16 protein-coding genes are annotated in these 16,288 nt (G+C 51.9%); 5 read left to right on the top strand and 11 right to left on the bottom strand.

All coding sequences use genetic code 11. The features are described 5' to 3' along the window. Window positions 1-30 precede the first annotated feature (30 nt). The 3 genes from folP to Dvar_RS15195 are packed head-to-tail and all read left to right on the top strand — an operon-like array spanning window position 31 to window position 2,630. Complete coding sequence (gene folP / locus Dvar_RS15205) at window positions 31-909, top strand: dihydropteroate synthase (protein WP_419662548.1); 879 nt, start codon at window positions 31-33, stop codon at window positions 907-909. A gap of 4 nt (window positions 910-913) precedes the next feature. After that, the gene (locus tag Dvar_RS15200; protein WP_419662547.1) at window positions 914-1,846 is read left to right on the top strand and encodes a YbbR-like domain-containing protein; all 933 of its coding nucleotides are present in this window, start codon (window positions 914-916) and stop codon (window positions 1,844-1,846) included. A gap of 16 nt (window positions 1,847-1,862) precedes the next feature. Beyond that, entirely contained in the window at window positions 1,863-2,630 is a 768-nt protein-coding gene (locus tag Dvar_RS15195) for a type III pantothenate kinase (protein WP_419662546.1), read from the top strand. Between the two features lie 11 nt (window positions 2,631-2,641). Here the strand turns inward: Dvar_RS15195 and Dvar_RS15190 are convergent, their stop codons facing one another. From Dvar_RS15190 to Dvar_RS15155, 8 genes are all read right to left on the bottom strand, one after another. Continuing rightward, window positions 2,642-3,562 (bottom strand): MBL fold metallo-hydrolase, encoded by a 921-nt coding sequence (locus Dvar_RS15190; RefSeq protein WP_419662545.1) that lies wholly within the window; start codon window positions 3,560-3,562, stop codon window positions 2,642-2,644. Window positions 3,563-3,564: 2 nt separating this feature from the next. Continuing rightward, the gene (locus tag Dvar_RS15185; RefSeq protein ID WP_419662544.1) at window positions 3,565-3,723 is read right to left on the bottom strand and encodes a hypothetical protein; all 159 of its coding nucleotides are present in this window, start codon (window positions 3,721-3,723) and stop codon (window positions 3,565-3,567) included. A gap of 91 nt (window positions 3,724-3,814) precedes the next feature. Then, complete coding sequence (locus Dvar_RS15180) at window positions 3,815-4,474, bottom strand: zinc-ribbon domain-containing protein (RefSeq protein WP_419662543.1); 660 nt, start codon at window positions 4,472-4,474, stop codon at window positions 3,815-3,817. A gap of 55 nt (window positions 4,475-4,529) precedes the next feature. Beyond that, entirely contained in the window at window positions 4,530-5,693 is a 1,164-nt protein-coding gene (locus tag Dvar_RS15175) for a type IV pilus twitching motility protein PilT (RefSeq protein ID WP_419662542.1), read from the bottom strand. Window positions 5,694-5,705: 12 nt separating this feature from the next. Next, window positions 5,706-6,788, bottom strand: coding sequence for a type IV pilus twitching motility protein PilT (locus Dvar_RS15170; RefSeq protein WP_419662541.1), 1,083 nt, complete (start codon window positions 6,786-6,788; stop codon window positions 5,706-5,708). A gap of 116 nt (window positions 6,789-6,904) precedes the next feature. Further along, window positions 6,905-7,402, bottom strand: coding sequence for a DivIVA domain-containing protein (locus Dvar_RS15165; RefSeq protein WP_419662540.1), 498 nt, complete (start codon window positions 7,400-7,402; stop codon window positions 6,905-6,907). Between the two features lie 25 nt (window positions 7,403-7,427). Next, entirely contained in the window at window positions 7,428-7,727 is a 300-nt protein-coding gene (locus tag Dvar_RS15160; protein WP_419662539.1) for a YggT family protein, read from the bottom strand. A gap of 215 nt (window positions 7,728-7,942) precedes the next feature. Then, window positions 7,943-10,081 (bottom strand): aldehyde ferredoxin oxidoreductase family protein, encoded by a 2,139-nt coding sequence (locus tag Dvar_RS15155; protein ID WP_419662538.1) that lies wholly within the window; start codon window positions 10,079-10,081, stop codon window positions 7,943-7,945. A 302-nt stretch (window positions 10,082-10,383) separates the two neighbouring features. Here Dvar_RS15155 and Dvar_RS15150 point away from each other — a divergent pair, with 302 nt between their 5' ends. Further along, the gene (locus tag Dvar_RS15150; protein WP_419662537.1) at window positions 10,384-10,794 is read left to right on the top strand and encodes a response regulator; all 411 of its coding nucleotides are present in this window, start codon (window positions 10,384-10,386) and stop codon (window positions 10,792-10,794) included. 123 nt (window positions 10,795-10,917) lie between these two features. On the opposite strand, the gene Dvar_RS15145 is transcribed toward Dvar_RS15150, so the two are convergent. The 3 genes from Dvar_RS15145 to Dvar_RS15135 are packed head-to-tail and all read right to left on the bottom strand — an operon-like array spanning window position 10,918 to window position 14,614. Continuing rightward, complete coding sequence (locus tag Dvar_RS15145) at window positions 10,918-12,267, bottom strand: sigma-54-dependent transcriptional regulator (protein ID WP_419662536.1); 1,350 nt, start codon at window positions 12,265-12,267, stop codon at window positions 10,918-10,920. Beyond that, window positions 12,264-13,472 carry a two-component system sensor histidine kinase NtrB gene (locus tag Dvar_RS15140; protein ID WP_419662535.1) on the bottom strand — a complete coding sequence of 403 codons (1,209 nt, stop codon included), beginning with the start codon at window positions 13,470-13,472 and terminating at the stop codon, window positions 12,264-12,266. The genes Dvar_RS15145 and Dvar_RS15140 overlap by 4 nt, the downstream gene beginning before the upstream one ends. After that, the gene (locus Dvar_RS15135; RefSeq protein ID WP_419662534.1) at window positions 13,472-14,614 is read right to left on the bottom strand and encodes an iron-containing alcohol dehydrogenase; all 1,143 of its coding nucleotides are present in this window, start codon (window positions 14,612-14,614) and stop codon (window positions 13,472-13,474) included. The genes Dvar_RS15140 and Dvar_RS15135 overlap by 1 nt, the downstream gene beginning before the upstream one ends. A 502-nt stretch (window positions 14,615-15,116) precedes the next feature. Between Dvar_RS15135 and Dvar_RS15130 the strand changes: the two genes are divergently transcribed. Further along, on the top strand, window positions 15,117-16,283 hold the full coding sequence (locus tag Dvar_RS15130; RefSeq protein WP_419662533.1) for an iron-containing alcohol dehydrogenase: 1,167 nt from the start codon (window positions 15,117-15,119) through the stop codon (window positions 16,281-16,283). Window positions 16,284-16,288: the final 5 nt, after the last annotated feature.

The raw sequence follows: 16,288 nt of genomic DNA, 5'->3' as shown, positions 1-16,288 counted from the left end.
AATCATCATGCAACCAACCGGAACGTACCTGTGAACAATCGCATGCCTGCTTTTACACTGGCTTGTGGCCCCCATGCATTGGAGATGAACAAACGCACTCTGATTATGGGAATTGTAAATATCACCCCTGACTCGTTTTCCGATGGCGGTCATTTTTACTCATCTGAAAAGGCCATCGACCACGGGCTGCAATTGGTCGATGAGGGAGCCGATATTCTTGATATTGGCGGCGAATCCACCCGTCCCTACTCGGAGCCAGTGGATGAAACCGAAGAACAGGATCGGGTCCTGCCGGTCATCGAAAAACTGGCCCAACGGATTTCCGTCCCCATTTCCATTGATACGACCAAAGCATCGGTGGCCCGCAACGCCGTGGCCGCCGGTGCCACCATCATAAATGATATCAGTGCCCTGCGGATGGATCCGCAAATGGCGGTCACCGCCGCCCAGTGCAACGTGCCCCTGATCCTGATGCACATGCAGGGCACCCCAAAAAACATGCAGGTCAAACCGGTTTACGATGACCTGATCCCAGACATTAAAGATTTTCTTTCCGATGCCATGCAAAAGGCAATCACAGCCGGTGTGGACCCGACCCATCTGATCATTGACCCGGGCATCGGTTTTGGCAAAACAATTGCCCACAATTTGGAAATTTTGAATCATACCGATCGGTTTGCCTCATTGGGCAAGCCGATCCTGATCGGTCCGTCACGAAAGATGTTCATTCGTCAGCTGGTTAAAAACGCCAAGGCTAAGGATATCGACCCGCTTTCAGCCGAGGTTGCCCGGGGTACCCAGGCAGCCGTTGCCGCTGCCGCCATGGGCGGCGCCCAGATCGTTCGGGTTCACGATGTGGCCCGCACCCGTGCAACACTTGCTGTGATTGATGCGATCCGCTCCGCATAATTCCATGAATTTACGTACAAACGCCAAAACACGCGCCATCGGGGCCTGGATTCGATGGATGGTACTGCCGCTTCTGTTGGGTGGGGCGACAATGGCCCTGATCGCACAAACGGAGACCAGACAGTGGGAAATCAATGCCGACCCGATTTTCACCCACCTTGCCGAAGACTTGCTGGTCATCGGTACGCAGGCGCAATCGGTGCGTTTGCGGGTCGTGGCAGCGACGTCCACCTTTGAAAACGTAAAGGACCGCAAGACCGTCTGTCAGTTCGATCTATCCGGCCTCGGCCAGGGTACGCATGCGCTTCGCGTAGGGGCGGCGGATATCCGCTTACCCGACGGTGTTTCATTATTGGAGCCGGTTACCACCATCCTGACCATCCAGCTTGAAAAAAAAATAACCAAAACCATCGATGTGCTTGCTGAACTGGAAGGCAAACCCGCACGGGGAGCTGCCGTCGTGGCCGTACGTCTGCGACCGGATCGCATCCAGTTAACCGGCACCGCAGCCATGCTGGAGGACGTTGACACCGTCAGAACGCGTCCCATCAATCTTAGAAATGCATCCGAATCATTTAAGAAAGAGGTCCCCCTGGATCTGCCGGCGGCCCTGATTGTGGAACCGTCCTCACGCATTGTGGTTGCCGAGATTGATATCCAGGCGCGCCTGATCACACGGCTGCTCGAAAATATACCCATCACAGCCAAAGGGAAGACGACCGGCTACCGGATTGAACCCAACGGTATTACGCTGGCCATCAGCGGTCCGGAAGCGATCGTCAGTGAGATTGAAACCAATCCGGCATTTTCCGTAACAATTGATCTGGAAGGTCTGACACCGGGATCCCATTCTCTCAAGGCCGCCATCAAACTGCCGCTTCATACCACCTTGGTTCAAGTGACTCCCGAACGATTTTCCGTTACCATTAGCAAATGATATGTTGGAGGCGATCATGCTGCTTGTCATTGATGTGGGCAACACCAATACGGTCATGGGCATCTATCAACAGGATACACTGATCAAAGACTGGCGTATCCGCACCGAGAGAAAAACCACTGAAGATGAATTCAATGTCATTGTCACCAGTTTGTTCTCTATCGACGGAATCGATGCCAAACAAATTCGTAAAACCATCATTTCATCCGTCGTTCCCCCCATGGTTACCATCCTGGACTCGTTTTGCCGCAAATACTTAGGCCATTCCCCCCAATGGGTGGACGCCCGTTCATATACCGGCATGCCAATCTTGATTAACAACCCTGCCGAGCTGGGAGCGGACCGCATCGTCAATTCGGTAGCCGCGTATCACAGATATAAAAAGAGCCTTATTATCATTGATTTCGGAACCGCCACAACGTTTGATGTCGTATCCCAAAACGGGGAATATTTAGGCGGGGCAATCAGCCCGGGAATTATGATCGCCTCTGAAGCGCTGTTTCGTGAAGCATCGAAGCTGCCACGGGTGGAAATTTTTGAATCCCCTGAGAATGTGGTCGGCAAGGACACGGCCAGTAGCATCAAATCGGGAATCATCTTCGGCTATGCCGGTTTGGTGGATGGGATTGTAACCCGGATAAAGGCACAAATGGAAATCGATCCCATGGTTCTGGCCACGGGTGGATTAGCGCCGCTGATGTCCAATGTGGCCAATCTAATCGACAAAGTGGATGGCTCACTCACCCTGGAAGGGCTTCGCATCATCAGTGACGGACTCAAGTGAGATAAGAAAGGCTACGCCTCCGGTGCGGTCAGATACCCAACAAACCCTTTCACGCTATTGACCAAAAAGCTCCGTTCACGGGATTGCACGGCTGGTGCCAGGTGCTTAAAGCCATACAAGAGCGGGTCTTCCTTGAGTAGCAAGTCCACCCATCCATCGACAGCATCGGAGGGGATGTCACGCTTTACCGCAACCTGATCCGCCAATATCTGCTTCCATAAAAGCAGTTGATCACGGTGTTTGTTCAACATGGCCATCCCATCGTGCCTCATTCCAAAGTGGCCATAGCACAGGGTTTCCGGGTGGGCCGCCATCAATCGGTCAATGCTGGATAGGGATGTTTCCAGAAAGAAACGCGGCGGCGTTGCCGGACGCAGATACATTTCACCCGATGGCAGAGAGAGACAAACCCCACCGGCCTCTCCGGCAAAAAGAAAGTTTTCATCGGCAATGGCATAGTGATGGGGAGAATGCCCCGGCGTATCGATCAATTGAAAGGGTGCGGATGCAACCTGGTCTGGCTGCGCAATGGCTGACGGATCGATGGGCAGCATGCGGCCATAGGCACGGCCGGTTTGGCCCAGCGTCTTTACCGTTCCTTGCCATAACCGCTCCGGGTCCACAAGGTGGGCGGTGCCCTTGGGGTGGCAAACCACCGGTGTATCTGAAAAGTGACGGGTCAGATGGCCAATTGCGCCGGCATGATCGATATGAATATGGGTCAGGCAGATATAATCCAGATGCGTCACCCCCAGGGTTGTTATCGCCTCAATGAGCGGCTTTGCCGTGACTGCCGGGCCGACATCGACCAAATAGACGACATCCGGCCTTTTCACCAGCCATGCACCGATAAAATCCTCAAAGCCGTCGATGGGAGGGTTTAGGCAAACCAGGAAAAGATGGGGGGCAAGGGGACGAATGGAAGCCGTCATGGTCAATCCATTCCCATCTGTTGTTCCAGTTTAGTAATTTTTTCGGAAAGTTGTTTTTTTTCGGATTCCGAAAGGGTTGGATCTTCGAGTTGCCGTTTCAATCCCAAAAGCAGCATCTCTTCGCGATATTCCGAGCATGTGTATTTACCGGTTGGACTCATAATATCCCATACCTAAAAAAGATTCTTTAAATCAATGCACTTATCGATCTTTGTTTTAGGGAACCGGTATTATTTACCCTGATACGCCCTATCAGGCAAGACAATCTTTATAGGCTTGGTAAAAAAGCCCGAAATCCGCCATTCCGCGTCTTAAAATTTTGTCGAAATCGGCAATATTATCGGTGTTGACAATCATATTCACACTTTTTTGAAAGGCGATCATATGGTCCATGGTACGAAAACGGCGGGAAATCATGGCTACGTAAATATTGCGCCGGATGGCCATGTTGAGTCGTTCCAGGTAAATCAACACGCCATTGGTGTCAGGGTCTTTGGTATCAAAATACTCGTTGACCACAATCAGGTCATAACCGTGATAGCGCATGGTCTTCAACGCTTCACGGCTATTATTCGCTTCGGTAATGTGGTATTCGAGAACCTCCAAGACCGGTAGAATCGCTTTTTTGATCATTGGATCGGATTCGCACAAAAGGGCTGTTTTCCCCTCCTCTTCCACAAAATCAAACGGCTTGTCCGATGCATCATAGCCTTCGCTATCATCCTCATCAAAGGCAAAAAAGTCATCCTCAATGGCCGGTTGTTCGGGTGCAGGCGCCGCCTCACTGGCTTTTGGCTTGACGCTGATGCGATTTTCACATTTGGGACACTTCAGGAATGCCGTTTTGTCCTTGGGCAGTTTTTCATCGGCAATCCGAAATTTACTTTGGCAGCTGTCACAGATAATTTCCATGGTTTCTCCAATCGATCCGTTGCGATTGGGTAATGGTCAGATCGATAATGATTCATCAGGCGTTATCGTAATTACGGTCAATCTCAAGGTTTTCGATATCTGTGGTGGATTCCCCCCTGGCACTTTTCACCCGGTCAATCCCGCGGCCGGCCACCCCCTTATGGGATGCAAATGTCATGGCGGTTTCTTGAGATATCAATCCCTGCTCGTAAAGGCCGACGATATGGTCATCGAAAGTGGTCATACCAAAGGGACGGCCGGCCTCCATGATTTCATAAAAGGTTTTGCCTTCCGACTCACCGTTCAAAATGGCATCCTTGACCCGCAGGTTAGTTCCCAAAATTTCAAAAGCAGCCACACGCCCCCCGCCAATCTTGGGCAGCAGCCGTTGGCCAACGACCCAGCGCACGGTGTCGGCCAACCTGATTCTAACCTGTTTTTCCTCTTCGTTGGGAAACATACCCAAAATGCGGTTAATCGTCTGACCGGCGTCCACGGTGTGCAATGTGGTCAGCACCAGGTGGCCGGTTTCTGCGGCGTTGAGACCGATTTCCACTGTTTCCCGGTCACGCATTTCACCCACGAGAACCACTTTGGGGGCCTGACGCAAAGCAGCCCGAAGGCCATTGGCAAACGTATCAAAATCCGCCCCCAGTTCGCGCTGGTTAAAGGTGGCCTTTTTATGGGGGTGTTGGTATTCAATGGGATCTTCCAGTGTCACCACATGGACCGATCGGGCCTCGTTGATCTCTTCCAGGATCGCGGCCAAAGAAGTTGACTTTCCTGACCCCGTCGCCCCGGTAACGAAAACGATGCCGTTGAGTTCCTTGCCGATTTTGTAGAATGTATCCGGCAGGTTCAAATCGCGAATGGTTGGGATTTTGGATTCTAGTTTTCGTAAGACAATGGAGTAGTGACCCATCTGGGAAAAAATATTAACACGGAAGCGTGCTTTGCCGGGCAGCGCATAAGAAAGGTCACACGAACCTGTTTCGATCAAATTTTCGGTAAGCCGTCGATCCTGATTGATCAAATTCAGAGCGAAGGTTTCGGTCTGATAGGGAGTCAGTTCCTTGATCTCCGGCTTAATGTCAACGGGTACCAACTCACCTGAGCTTTCCACCTGCAGTGGTTTTCCCACGGTAATATTGAGATCGGAAACATTGCTGTGGGAATCCAGCATGCGTGTCAGGATGTGATCGACTTCCTGCTTTTTCATAATTTCCTTTACCTAGGCTTCAGTGAAATCGGTTGGCGGCGTTTTCAGCAGCGGCCTGAAACGTGATTTATCATTGGCTTTGGTATAGGCGTCATCAGCGGTGATACGGCCTTTGTTGTACAAATCCATAATCGCATCGTCCAATAGCTGCATGCCATATTTTTTTCCAGTCTGCATCATGGATGGCAACTGATGGGATTTGGACTCGCGGATCAGATTACGTACGGCCGGCGTGGCAATCAGGATTTCCAATGCCGGCACCCGGCCCTTTTTGTCGACCCGCTTGAACAAGGTCTGGGAAATAATGGCCCGAATACCATCGGAAAGGGTGGAACGGATTTGCGCCTGCTCCTGAGCAGGAAAGACCTCAACAATCCGGTCAACCGTCTTGGGAGCACTGGTGGTGTGCAGGGTACCGAACACCAGATGGCCGGTTGATGCAGCCTCGATGGCCAGTGAAATCGTCTCCAGATCCCGCATTTCACCCACCAGGATAATGTCGGGGTCTTCACGCAGGGCACCACGCAAGGCGGCGCTGAAGGATTTGGTATGCAAACCGACTTCACGATGGTTGACCAGACACGACCGGCTTTTGTGGACAAACTCGATCGGATCCTCAATGGTAATAATGTGATCCGAACGGGTCCGGTTGGCCACATCGATAATGGCCGCCAAAGTCGTGGATTTACCCGAACCAGTAGGTCCGGTAACAATAACCAGTCCGCGTGGCAGGGAGGCCAACTTGGACATGACCGGTGGAAGCCCTAACTGCTCAGCGGTTAAAATGGTGCTGGGGATCTCCCGAAATACGGCGCCAATGCCGTTTTTCTGCATGAAATAGTTGGCACGGTAGCGGGCCAGTCCTGGAATTTCATAGCCGAAATCCACATCGCCGGTTTCTTCAAAGAGCTTGACTTTGTCTTCCGGGGTAATTTCATACAGCATCTTGCGCAGATCATCGTTGTCAAGCACTTTGTATTTTACCCGCTCGATATCACCGTGGATACGCAATGCAGGAGGCTGGCCGGAAAGCAGGTGAAGGTCGGACGCATTTTGTTCGTGCATAAGCTTAAAAAAAGCATCGATCTTGGCCATACGAATCTCCTGAATATTACGGGGTTGGCAACTGATCGTCAGTCGAATGCCCTCCTCAACCGACGGGAGCGGGTATCCGAGACAGACACATACTATCGATATATCGGTTGTCCGCCTTACTTGTTAAGCACTTTTATTTTTGTATCTTCCGCATCCAGGGATTCCATCCCTTCTTTGCCAACATCCAAAAGTTTGGTATGCGCATCAATAATCGATCTTATCTGCACTTCTATCTGAACGCGCTGACGCTTGAGTTCTGCAATATCTTCATGAAGTTGGGACAGACGACTGTGAGCCCGATTGAGAATTTTTTCAGCCTTGACCTCTGCATCAGCGATAATAATCTCGGCCGATTTACGGGCATTATCTTTCATCTGTTCGAGAATTTTTTGAGAATTGAGCATCGCCCGTTTGAACGTCTCCTCGCGCTCTTTGTATCCTTGCGTCTCAAGCTTCAAACGGCGGATTTCTTCTTCCTGTCGCTTAATGGTTTCCTGTAAATCCGCAACCGCATCGGCCGTGTGCTCAAGAAACCGATCCACTTCACGGACATCAAATCCGCGAAAGCGAACCTTGAATTGCTGTTGCTGAATATCCAACGGCGTGAGCTTCATGGAAGCACCCCTGTCTTTGACGGTATTAAATCATGGATGCAGCCATTCGTAAAAGGCTGTTCACCACAAATGCCCGCAGGAAAATAATCCCGAGGAAAATGATGATTGGAGAAAAATCGATTCCTCCGAAGTTGACCGGCAGTTTCGAGCGAACGGGATACATGATCGGTTCGGTAACATTATGAATAAATCTGACGATTGGATTGTAAGGGTCCGGATTCACCCAGGATAATACGGCACGCGCAATAACGATCCACATAAAAAGAAGCAATACAATATCCATCACTTTGGCTGCCGCCATCAGAAAATAACCTACAATATACATACAACGAAATTCCTTAACAAAAATAATTGGCCATTAAAGGGACATGTTAGGACATACAACAAAGGAAAAATACGATCTTTTCCTCGGATTCGTCAAGGTTTTTCATGGAAGCGCAGGGATTCACAGGAGGAAAGGGGCCAACGCAATTCAGCCATTTGTTAGGGTATCTGAAAGCACCTGACCAAAAAGTTGGCCTGATTGCCCAGTTTGATCATCTATTTCACCCCATGGGCGGCGAGTACCGCCAACACCTCGGGGAAATCGATTCCCAGACGTTTGACCGTCGCCACCGTTGGAATGCCGTTGGCCGTCCAGCCACGGCGTTTATAGACTGCATCTTTCAGGGTTTCATATTGGGATTCGCGATGCTTACGCAGCCGGGCCACCTTCCAGGATGTTTTTTTCCCCGTGATATCGGTACCATATTTCTCTGCCAGTTCAGTATCGTATCGCTCCTGCCGGGATTCGTATTCTTGGTCGGTCACCGGTCCAACGGCGCGGTAAGGCAACGTGTCATGTGCTCTGGTACCATACCCCATCTTCAGGTTGAAAACGCGCTGAAAATTGTATACCGCTTCGCTCATGGCAATCAAATCATCAGGCGTGGCTTTTTTCCCGGTGACCGCGGTGAAATAATCAGCGTACCATTCCACGTGCTTCATCACCTTGGCCGGCTCCGGGGTATCCTTGTTATCTTCGGGAACAATGTCATTCCAGGGCAATTTGCAAAGCCCGCATAGCCCAAACCAGGTACGGAACATGGGAAACCAGTGCAGCGCTTCGGCCTTTTGCTCAAATGTCGGCATGAAGTTGTGCACCATGTCCAAAAAAATCAGCCATGCTTCATCGTGCTGAGGGCCCTTAAGGGCCAACCCGTACCCCCCTTGCTGCGCAAGGGACTCTTTGGTCATGTATTCGGAAAACTCCAACCCCTTGGACTCCATACCAATATCCTGCATCACCGATTCATCGGCACCATACCGATCGGCAAAAATAGCCTTCATTTGACGGACCCCCTGGCCCACAATAGCACCCAACCCTTTGCCCGCGGCCATTTGGTGAATCAGTTCCAGTGCCCCCAACCGGTTGCCAAAGGAAAGGTCCATGCCACCGGTGTGCTGGCTGTTGATCAATCCTCGTTCATAGCATTCCATAACAAAGGCAATGGACGTGCCCACACTGATCGTGTCCAATCCATAGGCGTCACAGTAAAAATTCATTTCAAGAATCGTAAAAGGATCGAATATCCCCAAGTTGGACCCGCAACCGGCAATGGTTTCATATTCCGGTCCATCCACAAACACTTTTTGTCCCTTGTATTTTCCGGTAAGCGGCACAAAGTCCTTCACCCCATGGGCACAGGCGACGGTGCATCCCTTCCAGCAGCCATCGAACCCCGGATCGAATAACTTTTCAAATGCGTCCCGGCCGATCAAGGCCGCACGCGGATGTGATCCATACTGGAAATTGTGGGTGGGCAGCAGATCAAAATCGTTCATGATCGGAACCAGATGCGTCGTGCCAATCCGGGCCATTTCGTTCTGTTTGGGATCAAGCGCGACAATCTCTTTGGCATGGCATTTGGCCACGATCTTGAGCGCCGACAGATCGGCCGGATTGTTGGATTTCATCGAAACCTGTTTCCAGCGGGCGACGACTGCTTTGATCCCTTTATTGGCGAATACACTGCCGAGGCCACCACGCCCGGCTTGTTTGTAGCGTACCCGTTTACGGGCATTGTCGTACCAAGAAAAATTCAGGCACCCCATATGGGTATAGCTGCCTCCCGGTCCGGCACAAACCACTGAAATATCGCCTTTGTTACCATCCGCAAAATAGTCGGTGAGGGTCCGGCACAATGCGTAGGCATCGCTGGGCAGGTCGGGGATCTGCATCATTTGGATTTTGCCGTCCACACCATCAATGAAAATGACCGCATCCCCTTTGGTTTTGCCGTTAATCCGCAGCGCATCAAATCCGGAAAATTTCAGATACGGGCCAAAATAGCCTCCCACATTGGAATCCATCACTGAACCGGTTAAGGGAGAAATGGCGGTAACAATGCTTTTCCCCGAACCAGGATAGGATGGCGTGCCCCCCATGGGCCCTGAGGCAATGCAGATAGCGTTGTGCGGATCATCCCAGCGGGTATCGCCGTCGACAGCTTGCCAGAGCAGCCATAGATCGAACCCTTTGCCCCCGGTTAATGTCCGTCTGATTTTCTCTTCAATGGGATGGATGGTCACCGTCAAGCTGGATAAATCAATGTCAAGATAGTGATCCGTGTAACCTTTGTCGACATCAGATCGTTGATAAGTATGTGTCTTGAGGTGTTTAACGGTCAATTGAGACATGGATGTCATCCTTATGCAGTATTGTTTATTTTTTTAGTTTACCACACATTGGAAATCAGATGAATAGACGTTGCTCAATGATGACCACTTACACCAAGGTAAAATGACGATTTGGTAATCCTGACATCAGGTGGACGTAAGCTTTGTGCAGTAGGGTGCAACCCGCTTAAGGTTAATTGCTTAGGCTTAAAAAAATCACGCTCCAGATCCAACAGACAATCCGCCGCATGGCCACATTCATGAAATGGCCTATTCCAAGTCATCGCATGACGGTTGGATGCGGTAGTATTTAAGGAGGACAGATGGCAAGCGTTTTGATTATCGATGATAACCGTTCAACATCAGCATTTCTAAAAATGGCATTAATGCGAAACCGGCACCAGGTTCGACGGACTGAAGATATCAGGCAGGCCCTTTTTTCAAGCGCCAATGCAGCGCCAGACCTGGTACTGATTAATCAATCCCTAAAGGACTTTTCTGGCTGGAAAATTTTTAATGACCTGAAGCAGTCAGCTCCCGAGCTGCCGGCCATGGTGTATGTGCTGGAAGGCAATCGGGTTGATTCTGCCAGATGGATTTGCAAGGCCGTTGAAGCTGCCTGCAAGGAGGGCGATAAGCCCCCCACCCCGCCGGCAACGGCCCTGCCCCGGTTTGGCTCGGCAACCATGCTTTCCACTGCAAAAGTGAAGCACCCTTTCCAAGGCAGACCATGACAGGAAAACCATGAAAGGCAGACCATCATGGATAACACCGGCAGCCGGCCAAAACCGGCAAGATTGTTGATCGGGGGAAAGCCACCCCATTTTCAGACCAGCTTGTCAAATGGTGGTGTTTTTTCAGGACAATGATAGTGCGCGGAGCTTGCGGTAAAGCGTTTTTCTGCCAATGCCCAGAATTTCGGCTGCACGCGTCCGGCTGCCCCCAACATATTGCAGTACCGCCAGAATATGCTGTTGTTCAATGGCCCTCAGCGACAAAAAGGGTTTGTCCGGCGCATTTTCCGTAATCTGGTCGGATAGCTCTTTAGGCAGGGAGCGTTCAGTGATCAAACCGCCTTCGGAGAGAATCAGGCCGCGCTCAAGCACATTCTGCAGTTCGCGGATATTTCCCGGCCAGTCGTAGGCCATCAGGCACTGCAAGGCTTGATCGCTGATACGCGCCATGCGTTCACCGGGCCGCAGCCGCCCCAAGAAATATTCGATCAGCGCCGGGAGGTCCTCTTTTCGATTGCGAAGGGGCGGCAAGGCAATTTTGAACACATTGAGGCGATGATACATGGCTTCACTGAAACGACCGGCTTCCACCTCGGCCTGGAGATCTCGGTTGGTGGCGCAAACAAAGCGTACATCAACCTTTTTCTCCTCTTTTTCGCCAAGCCGCCGGAAGGTCTGGTTTTCGATCACCCTCAAGAGAGAACTTTGCACCTCCGGAGAAAGTTCGCCGATCTCATCCAGGAACATGGTACCCCGATGAGCAAAGGACAAAAGCCCCTCGTAGGAATCGTTGGCACCGGTAAAGGCACCTTTGCGGTAGCCGAACAATTCACTGCGTAACAGGTCCTTCTGGAACGTGCCGCAGTTTTTGGTGATCAACGGCAGATCGCAACGCTCGCTGAGCGCGTGAATCAACTGTGCGACCACATTTTTGCCGGTACCGCTTTCACCGGTGAGCAGCACCGGGACCTGGGTCGGCGCCACCTTGCGGATCAGAAAGCGAATATTCTCCAGGGCCTCAGAATAGCCTACCAGTTTCGGCGTCGACCGATCGGACTGGGCCTGTCGCAAAAGGCGATTCTCCCGTTGCAGACAGGTCCGCTGGTAGGCTTTTTCCATCACCAGGGTCAACCGATCCAGGGCAAACGGTTTGGTAATGTAGTCATAGGCACCGAGTTTCATAGCCTGAACCGCGTCGTCGACCTCGCCGAAACCGGTAATGATGATCACTTGAACCTCGGGCGCCAGTTCCTGAAAATAGGTCAACAGGTCCATACCGTTGCCGTCCGGCAGTTGCATGTCCAACAAAACGATATCGAAAGCCTCCTGGGTAAAGGCCCGTCTGGCCTCCGCGACCGCTCCCACGGCCGTTATGCGGCGCCTGTCGCTGCCCAGTTCCTTTTCGATGAGGCGCCGGATAGAAGGCTCATCGTCAACAACCAGCACTTGAATGGTTTCGATGGCCGATGTCATGATTCCTCCGATTGCGTGTGGACCGGCAGTGTCACGGTAAACCGGGAGCCCTGTCCATGCGTGCTTTGCACACTGATTTCTCCCCCATGGGATTGAATGATATGATAGCAGGTGGAAAGGCCGATACCAATGCCACTGCCTACGGGTTTGGTGGTAAAAAAAGGTTCGAACAGTTTTGGAAGATTTTCCGGACGAATGCCGCAGCCGTCGTCCGCCACCTCCAGAAGCGCCCACCCGTCCCTGATCATACGGGTCCGAATGTCGATGTGCCCTTCCGGGCTGATGGCATCCAGGCCGTTGAGGATCAGATTCAGAATCACTTGTTCAAGCTCCGCGGTATTCCCCTGGACAAACGGCAACCCTTCATCAAGGTCCAGATTGATCAAATCTGCCGGATAATGCTTGAGCTTGTGGTGCAAAATGCGCAGCACATTGCGAACCAGGGGATTCAGACAAAGACGGGAAAACTCGGTGGTTTTCCGGGGACTGAAAGTCAGCAGGCTGCGGACAATCCCGCTGCACCGCTGACATTCTTTGAGGATAATATCGATGTACTCCTCAAAATCGTTTTTCAGGTCACCGTCGGGAAGCATCTCGGAAAGCGAGGTCATCCGCCGCTGCAGTCCTTCGGCAAATCCTCTGATCGAAGTCAGTGGGTTATTGATTTCATGGGCGACGCCGGCGGCCAGGAGTCCGATCGTAGCCATCTTCTCAGCGTGATAGTACTTGGCCTGGAATTCTTTTTCCAGGGTCGCATCGCGTTTGACCACCAGGATGTCTGTTGGATGCCCGTGATGGTTGCGAAGCGGAGAGGCCGTCAGGGAGAAATGGCGATTGCGGCCGCCCACGGGGATAATAACGTTGGATCGACAGACCCGATTGGCGGACAGGGCCTTGCGCAGAATGCATTTCTGGCAAGGGTCATCACGACCCCGAAAAATTTGATAACACGGCTGATTTTCCGGATCGGGATGCGTATAGATGTCAAAAAAGCTATGGTTGACCGAACGAATCCGGTAGTCGGGTGAGATGACCGCGACAATATCCGTAATCCCGTCAAGGATGGCCTGAACATGCAACCGCTGATGTTCAAGCGCCCGGTTGGATTTACGCAATTCAGCCATTTTTTCCTGGACTTCTTTAAAGAAGCCCAGTTTGCTGTGCCCGAGTCCGATCAGGTCTTCAAGTTTTGGTTTTTGTCTCATTACCAGGATACCTTACAAATATCGATCATGTCTTCGACCGTGGCCTCTCTGGGATTGGTCACCAGACAGGTGTCATAAACCGCCATTTCACATATTTGCGGCAGGACATCGGGATCATCAACGATGTCGCGCAGGCGAGTGGCGATGTTCAAATTGCTAAAAAATTCCTCCAGCCGTTCAATTCCCGCCTGGGCCGTGGCTTCGGCACTACCACGACGGCCGCCCAGGATAATTTCTCCAATCGCCGCCATTTTGTCCACGCAGGTGGGCAGGTTAAACCGCATGACCGGCGGTAGGAGCACCGGATGAATCAGGCCATGGGCCACATCTAGCTTACCGCCCAGGCTGTGGGCCAGGGCGTGATCCAATCCCAAACTGGCGTTACTAAATGCCATGCCGGCGAATGTACCGGCGCTGGAAAGCTTTTCAAGCGCCTCCATGGAGCGGTCCTGAAGCGCGATGGGCAGGTAATTTAATATCAGATCGATGGCTTTCAGGGCCTGAATGTCGGTCAACGTCGAGGCGATGGTGGAAATATACGCTTCCACGGCATGGGAAAGGGCATCGATGGCCGATGAAATAATCAAATCGTTGGGTTTGGTGGTCAACAGCTGCGGGTCGGTAATGGAAATATTGGGCACCAGGGTCCGGCTGATAATGGACATTTTTACCTGTCGCTGCATGTCCGTGATGATCGCGAACTGGGAAATGTCTGCACCGCTACCGGCCGTCGAGGGCATAAACACCATGGGCGGCAGCGGCCGCTGAATTCGATTGGCGCCTTCATAATCCTGAACCCTACCCCCATTACTGGCCACCATGGCAATGCCCTTGGCCGCGTCCATGGGGCTGCCGCCACCGATGGCCATGACCACATCACAGCCCTCCTGCCGGTAGCGCTCGGCCCCCTCGCTGACCTGGTAATCCCGAGGGTTGGAGTTGACCGCACTATAGTAATGCCAAGCCAGATGCTCCTCTTTAAGGATCGAAAAGACCCGCTCCACCCATCCGGCCTTTTCGAGCCCTTCATCACTTACCAAAAACACCTTTTCGGCCCCCATGCGATTGGCGCAAAGGGCCGCATAATTCAAACTGCCGCGTCCGAATAGAATTTCAGGAATCGAGAATTTACGCACTTCCATGGGTCGCACCTCCTTTAGCTGATGCGCTGCGAAGGGTATGCCACATGGCATAACCAATAATTTTTAGGTGGTTTGGCGTATACGCGTCCACGAACGGCCAAGTTGTCCGATATCAGACCGAGACAAACATTTATCCATAAAATATCAACCATATACCTGTCGCCATTTTTTTTGGAGGCCTTGATCAAAGCCTGAGTTTATCAATTTCCGGACCAGCGCGACAGATTCGCCGGAGACCGCCTGTGTCAATTCGACCCAAAAGCGTTTTCATCGACGTGTCATCCTGCCCCGCCACATTCGCGATCATTTGAACAGATTTAACAAAAAAAGAATTGTTTAGCCACTGCAATCATCTTCATTAAAAATTTATAGAGCGTTTTTTCAATTAGTTGTATGCACCGCCGATACTTTTGACAAGCCTGATGACCGAGTTGGCCCATGAATTGCCATTACCCCTTGCAGTCAATCACCACCCAAATAATTTTCTAACGAGGAGGACAACATGGCAGTACAAGAACAAGTTTTTGGTTTTTTCATTCCGACTGTTACGCTCATGGGTGTGGGATCCTACAAAGAAATAGGAAACCAAATCAAGGTGCTCGGTGGGACCAAACCGTTCATCTGCACGGACAAAGGCATCACCGGTGCCGGCATTGCCGATCAAATTACCGAGGTGATCAAGGCCGATTGCGGTGTGGATGCGGTCATCTATGATGGTACCCAGCCGAACCCCACCGACAAAAACGTCCATGAAGGCTATGACCTCTATAAAGAGAAAGGCTGCGACCTGATCATCAGCCTGGGCGGCGGCAGCTCCCACGACTGTGGTAAAGGTATCGGCATCGTAGCCACCAATGGCGGAAACATTCGGGACTACGAAGGTGTTGATCAATCATCCAAGGCCATGCCGCCTTTTATCGCCGTCAACACCACTGCTGGAACGGCCAGCGAGATGACCCGTTTCTGCATCATCACCGATACCAGCCGCAAGGTTAAAATGGCTATCGTCGACTGGCGCGTCACCCCCAACGTGGCCATCGATGATCCGCTGCTGATGGTTGGCATGCCGCCGGCACTGACCGCCGCAACCGGTATGGACGCCCTGACCCACGCTGTTGAAGCCTATGTTTCCACGGCTGCGACTCCGGTCACCGACGCCTGTGCCATCAAAGCCATCGAACTGGTCGCCACTTATCTCCGCGCCGCCGTTGCCAATGGCAATGACATGGAAGCCAGAGACAAGATGTGCTACGCTCAGTACCTGGCCGGTATGGCTTTCAACAACGCCAGCCTCGGTCACGTGCATGCCATGGCCCACCAGCTGGGCGGCTTTTACGATCTGCCCCATGGGGTTTGCAACGCCATCCTCCTTCCCCATGTGGAGCGTTTCAACCTGATCGCCAAAATGGATCGCTTCGTCGACATCGCCATTGCCATGGGCGAAAACGTCGAGGGTCTGTCCACCCGCGCCGCTGCCGATCTGGCCCTGGAAGCCATCAAGACGCTCTCCTCAGACGTCGGCATCCCGTCCGGATTGACCGAACTGGGTGTTAAGGAAGAAGATCTGAAGATCATGGCTGAAAACGCGCAGAAAGATGCTTGCGGGCTGACCAACCCCCGCTGCCCCACGCTGGATGACGTGATCGGCATTTACAAAAATGCACTGTAAGCAAC

The sequence above is a fragment of the Desulfosarcina variabilis str. Montpellier genome, from assembly GCF_048565275.1.
Classification (GTDB): Bacteria; Desulfobacterota; Desulfobacteria; order Desulfobacterales; family Desulfosarcinaceae; genus Desulfosarcina; species Desulfosarcina variabilis.
Note: the sequence above shows the minus strand (reverse complement) of the source record. Positions and strands in the feature narration are given on the sequence as shown.

Coding starts and splice junctions, on each gene's coding strand:
- Dvar_RS15155 (WP_419662538.1), bottom strand. CDS start 10,081: ATGTCTCAATTGACCGTTAAACACCTCAAGACACATACTTATCAACGA.
- Dvar_RS15165 (WP_419662540.1), bottom strand. CDS start 7,402: ATGAAGCTCACGCCGTTGGATATTCAGCAACAGCAATTCAAGGTTCGC.
- Dvar_RS15200 (WP_419662547.1), top strand. CDS start 914: ATGAATTTACGTACAAACGCCAAAACACGCGCCATCGGGGCCTGGATT.
- Dvar_RS15170 (WP_419662541.1), bottom strand. CDS start 6,788: ATGGCCAAGATCGATGCTTTTTTTAAGCTTATGCACGAACAAAATGCG.
- Dvar_RS15180 (WP_419662543.1), bottom strand. CDS start 4,474: ATGGAAATTATCTGTGACAGCTGCCAAAGTAAATTTCGGATTGCCGAT.
- Dvar_RS15160 (WP_419662539.1), bottom strand. CDS start 7,727: ATGTATATTGTAGGTTATTTTCTGATGGCGGCAGCCAAAGTGATGGAT.
- Dvar_RS15190 (WP_419662545.1), bottom strand. CDS start 3,562: ATGACGGCTTCCATTCGTCCCCTTGCCCCCCATCTTTTCCTGGTTTGC.
- Dvar_RS15175 (WP_419662542.1), bottom strand. CDS start 5,693: ATGAAAAAGCAGGAAGTCGATCACATCCTGACACGCATGCTGGATTCC.
- Dvar_RS15140 (WP_419662535.1), bottom strand. CDS start 13,472: ATGAGACAAAAACCAAAACTTGAAGACCTGATCGGACTCGGGCACAGC.
- Dvar_RS15150 (WP_419662537.1), top strand. CDS start 10,384: ATGGCAAGCGTTTTGATTATCGATGATAACCGTTCAACATCAGCATTT.
- Dvar_RS15130 (WP_419662533.1), top strand. CDS start 15,117: ATGGCAGTACAAGAACAAGTTTTTGGTTTTTTCATTCCGACTGTTACG.
- Dvar_RS15195 (WP_419662546.1), top strand. CDS start 1,863: ATGCTGCTTGTCATTGATGTGGGCAACACCAATACGGTCATGGGCATC.
- Dvar_RS15135 (WP_419662534.1), bottom strand. CDS start 14,614: ATGGAAGTGCGTAAATTCTCGATTCCTGAAATTCTATTCGGACGCGGC.
- Dvar_RS15145 (WP_419662536.1), bottom strand. CDS start 12,267: ATGACATCGGCCATCGAAACCATTCAAGTGCTGGTTGTTGACGATGAG.
- Dvar_RS15185 (WP_419662544.1), bottom strand. CDS start 3,723: ATGAGTCCAACCGGTAAATACACATGCTCGGAATATCGCGAAGAGATG.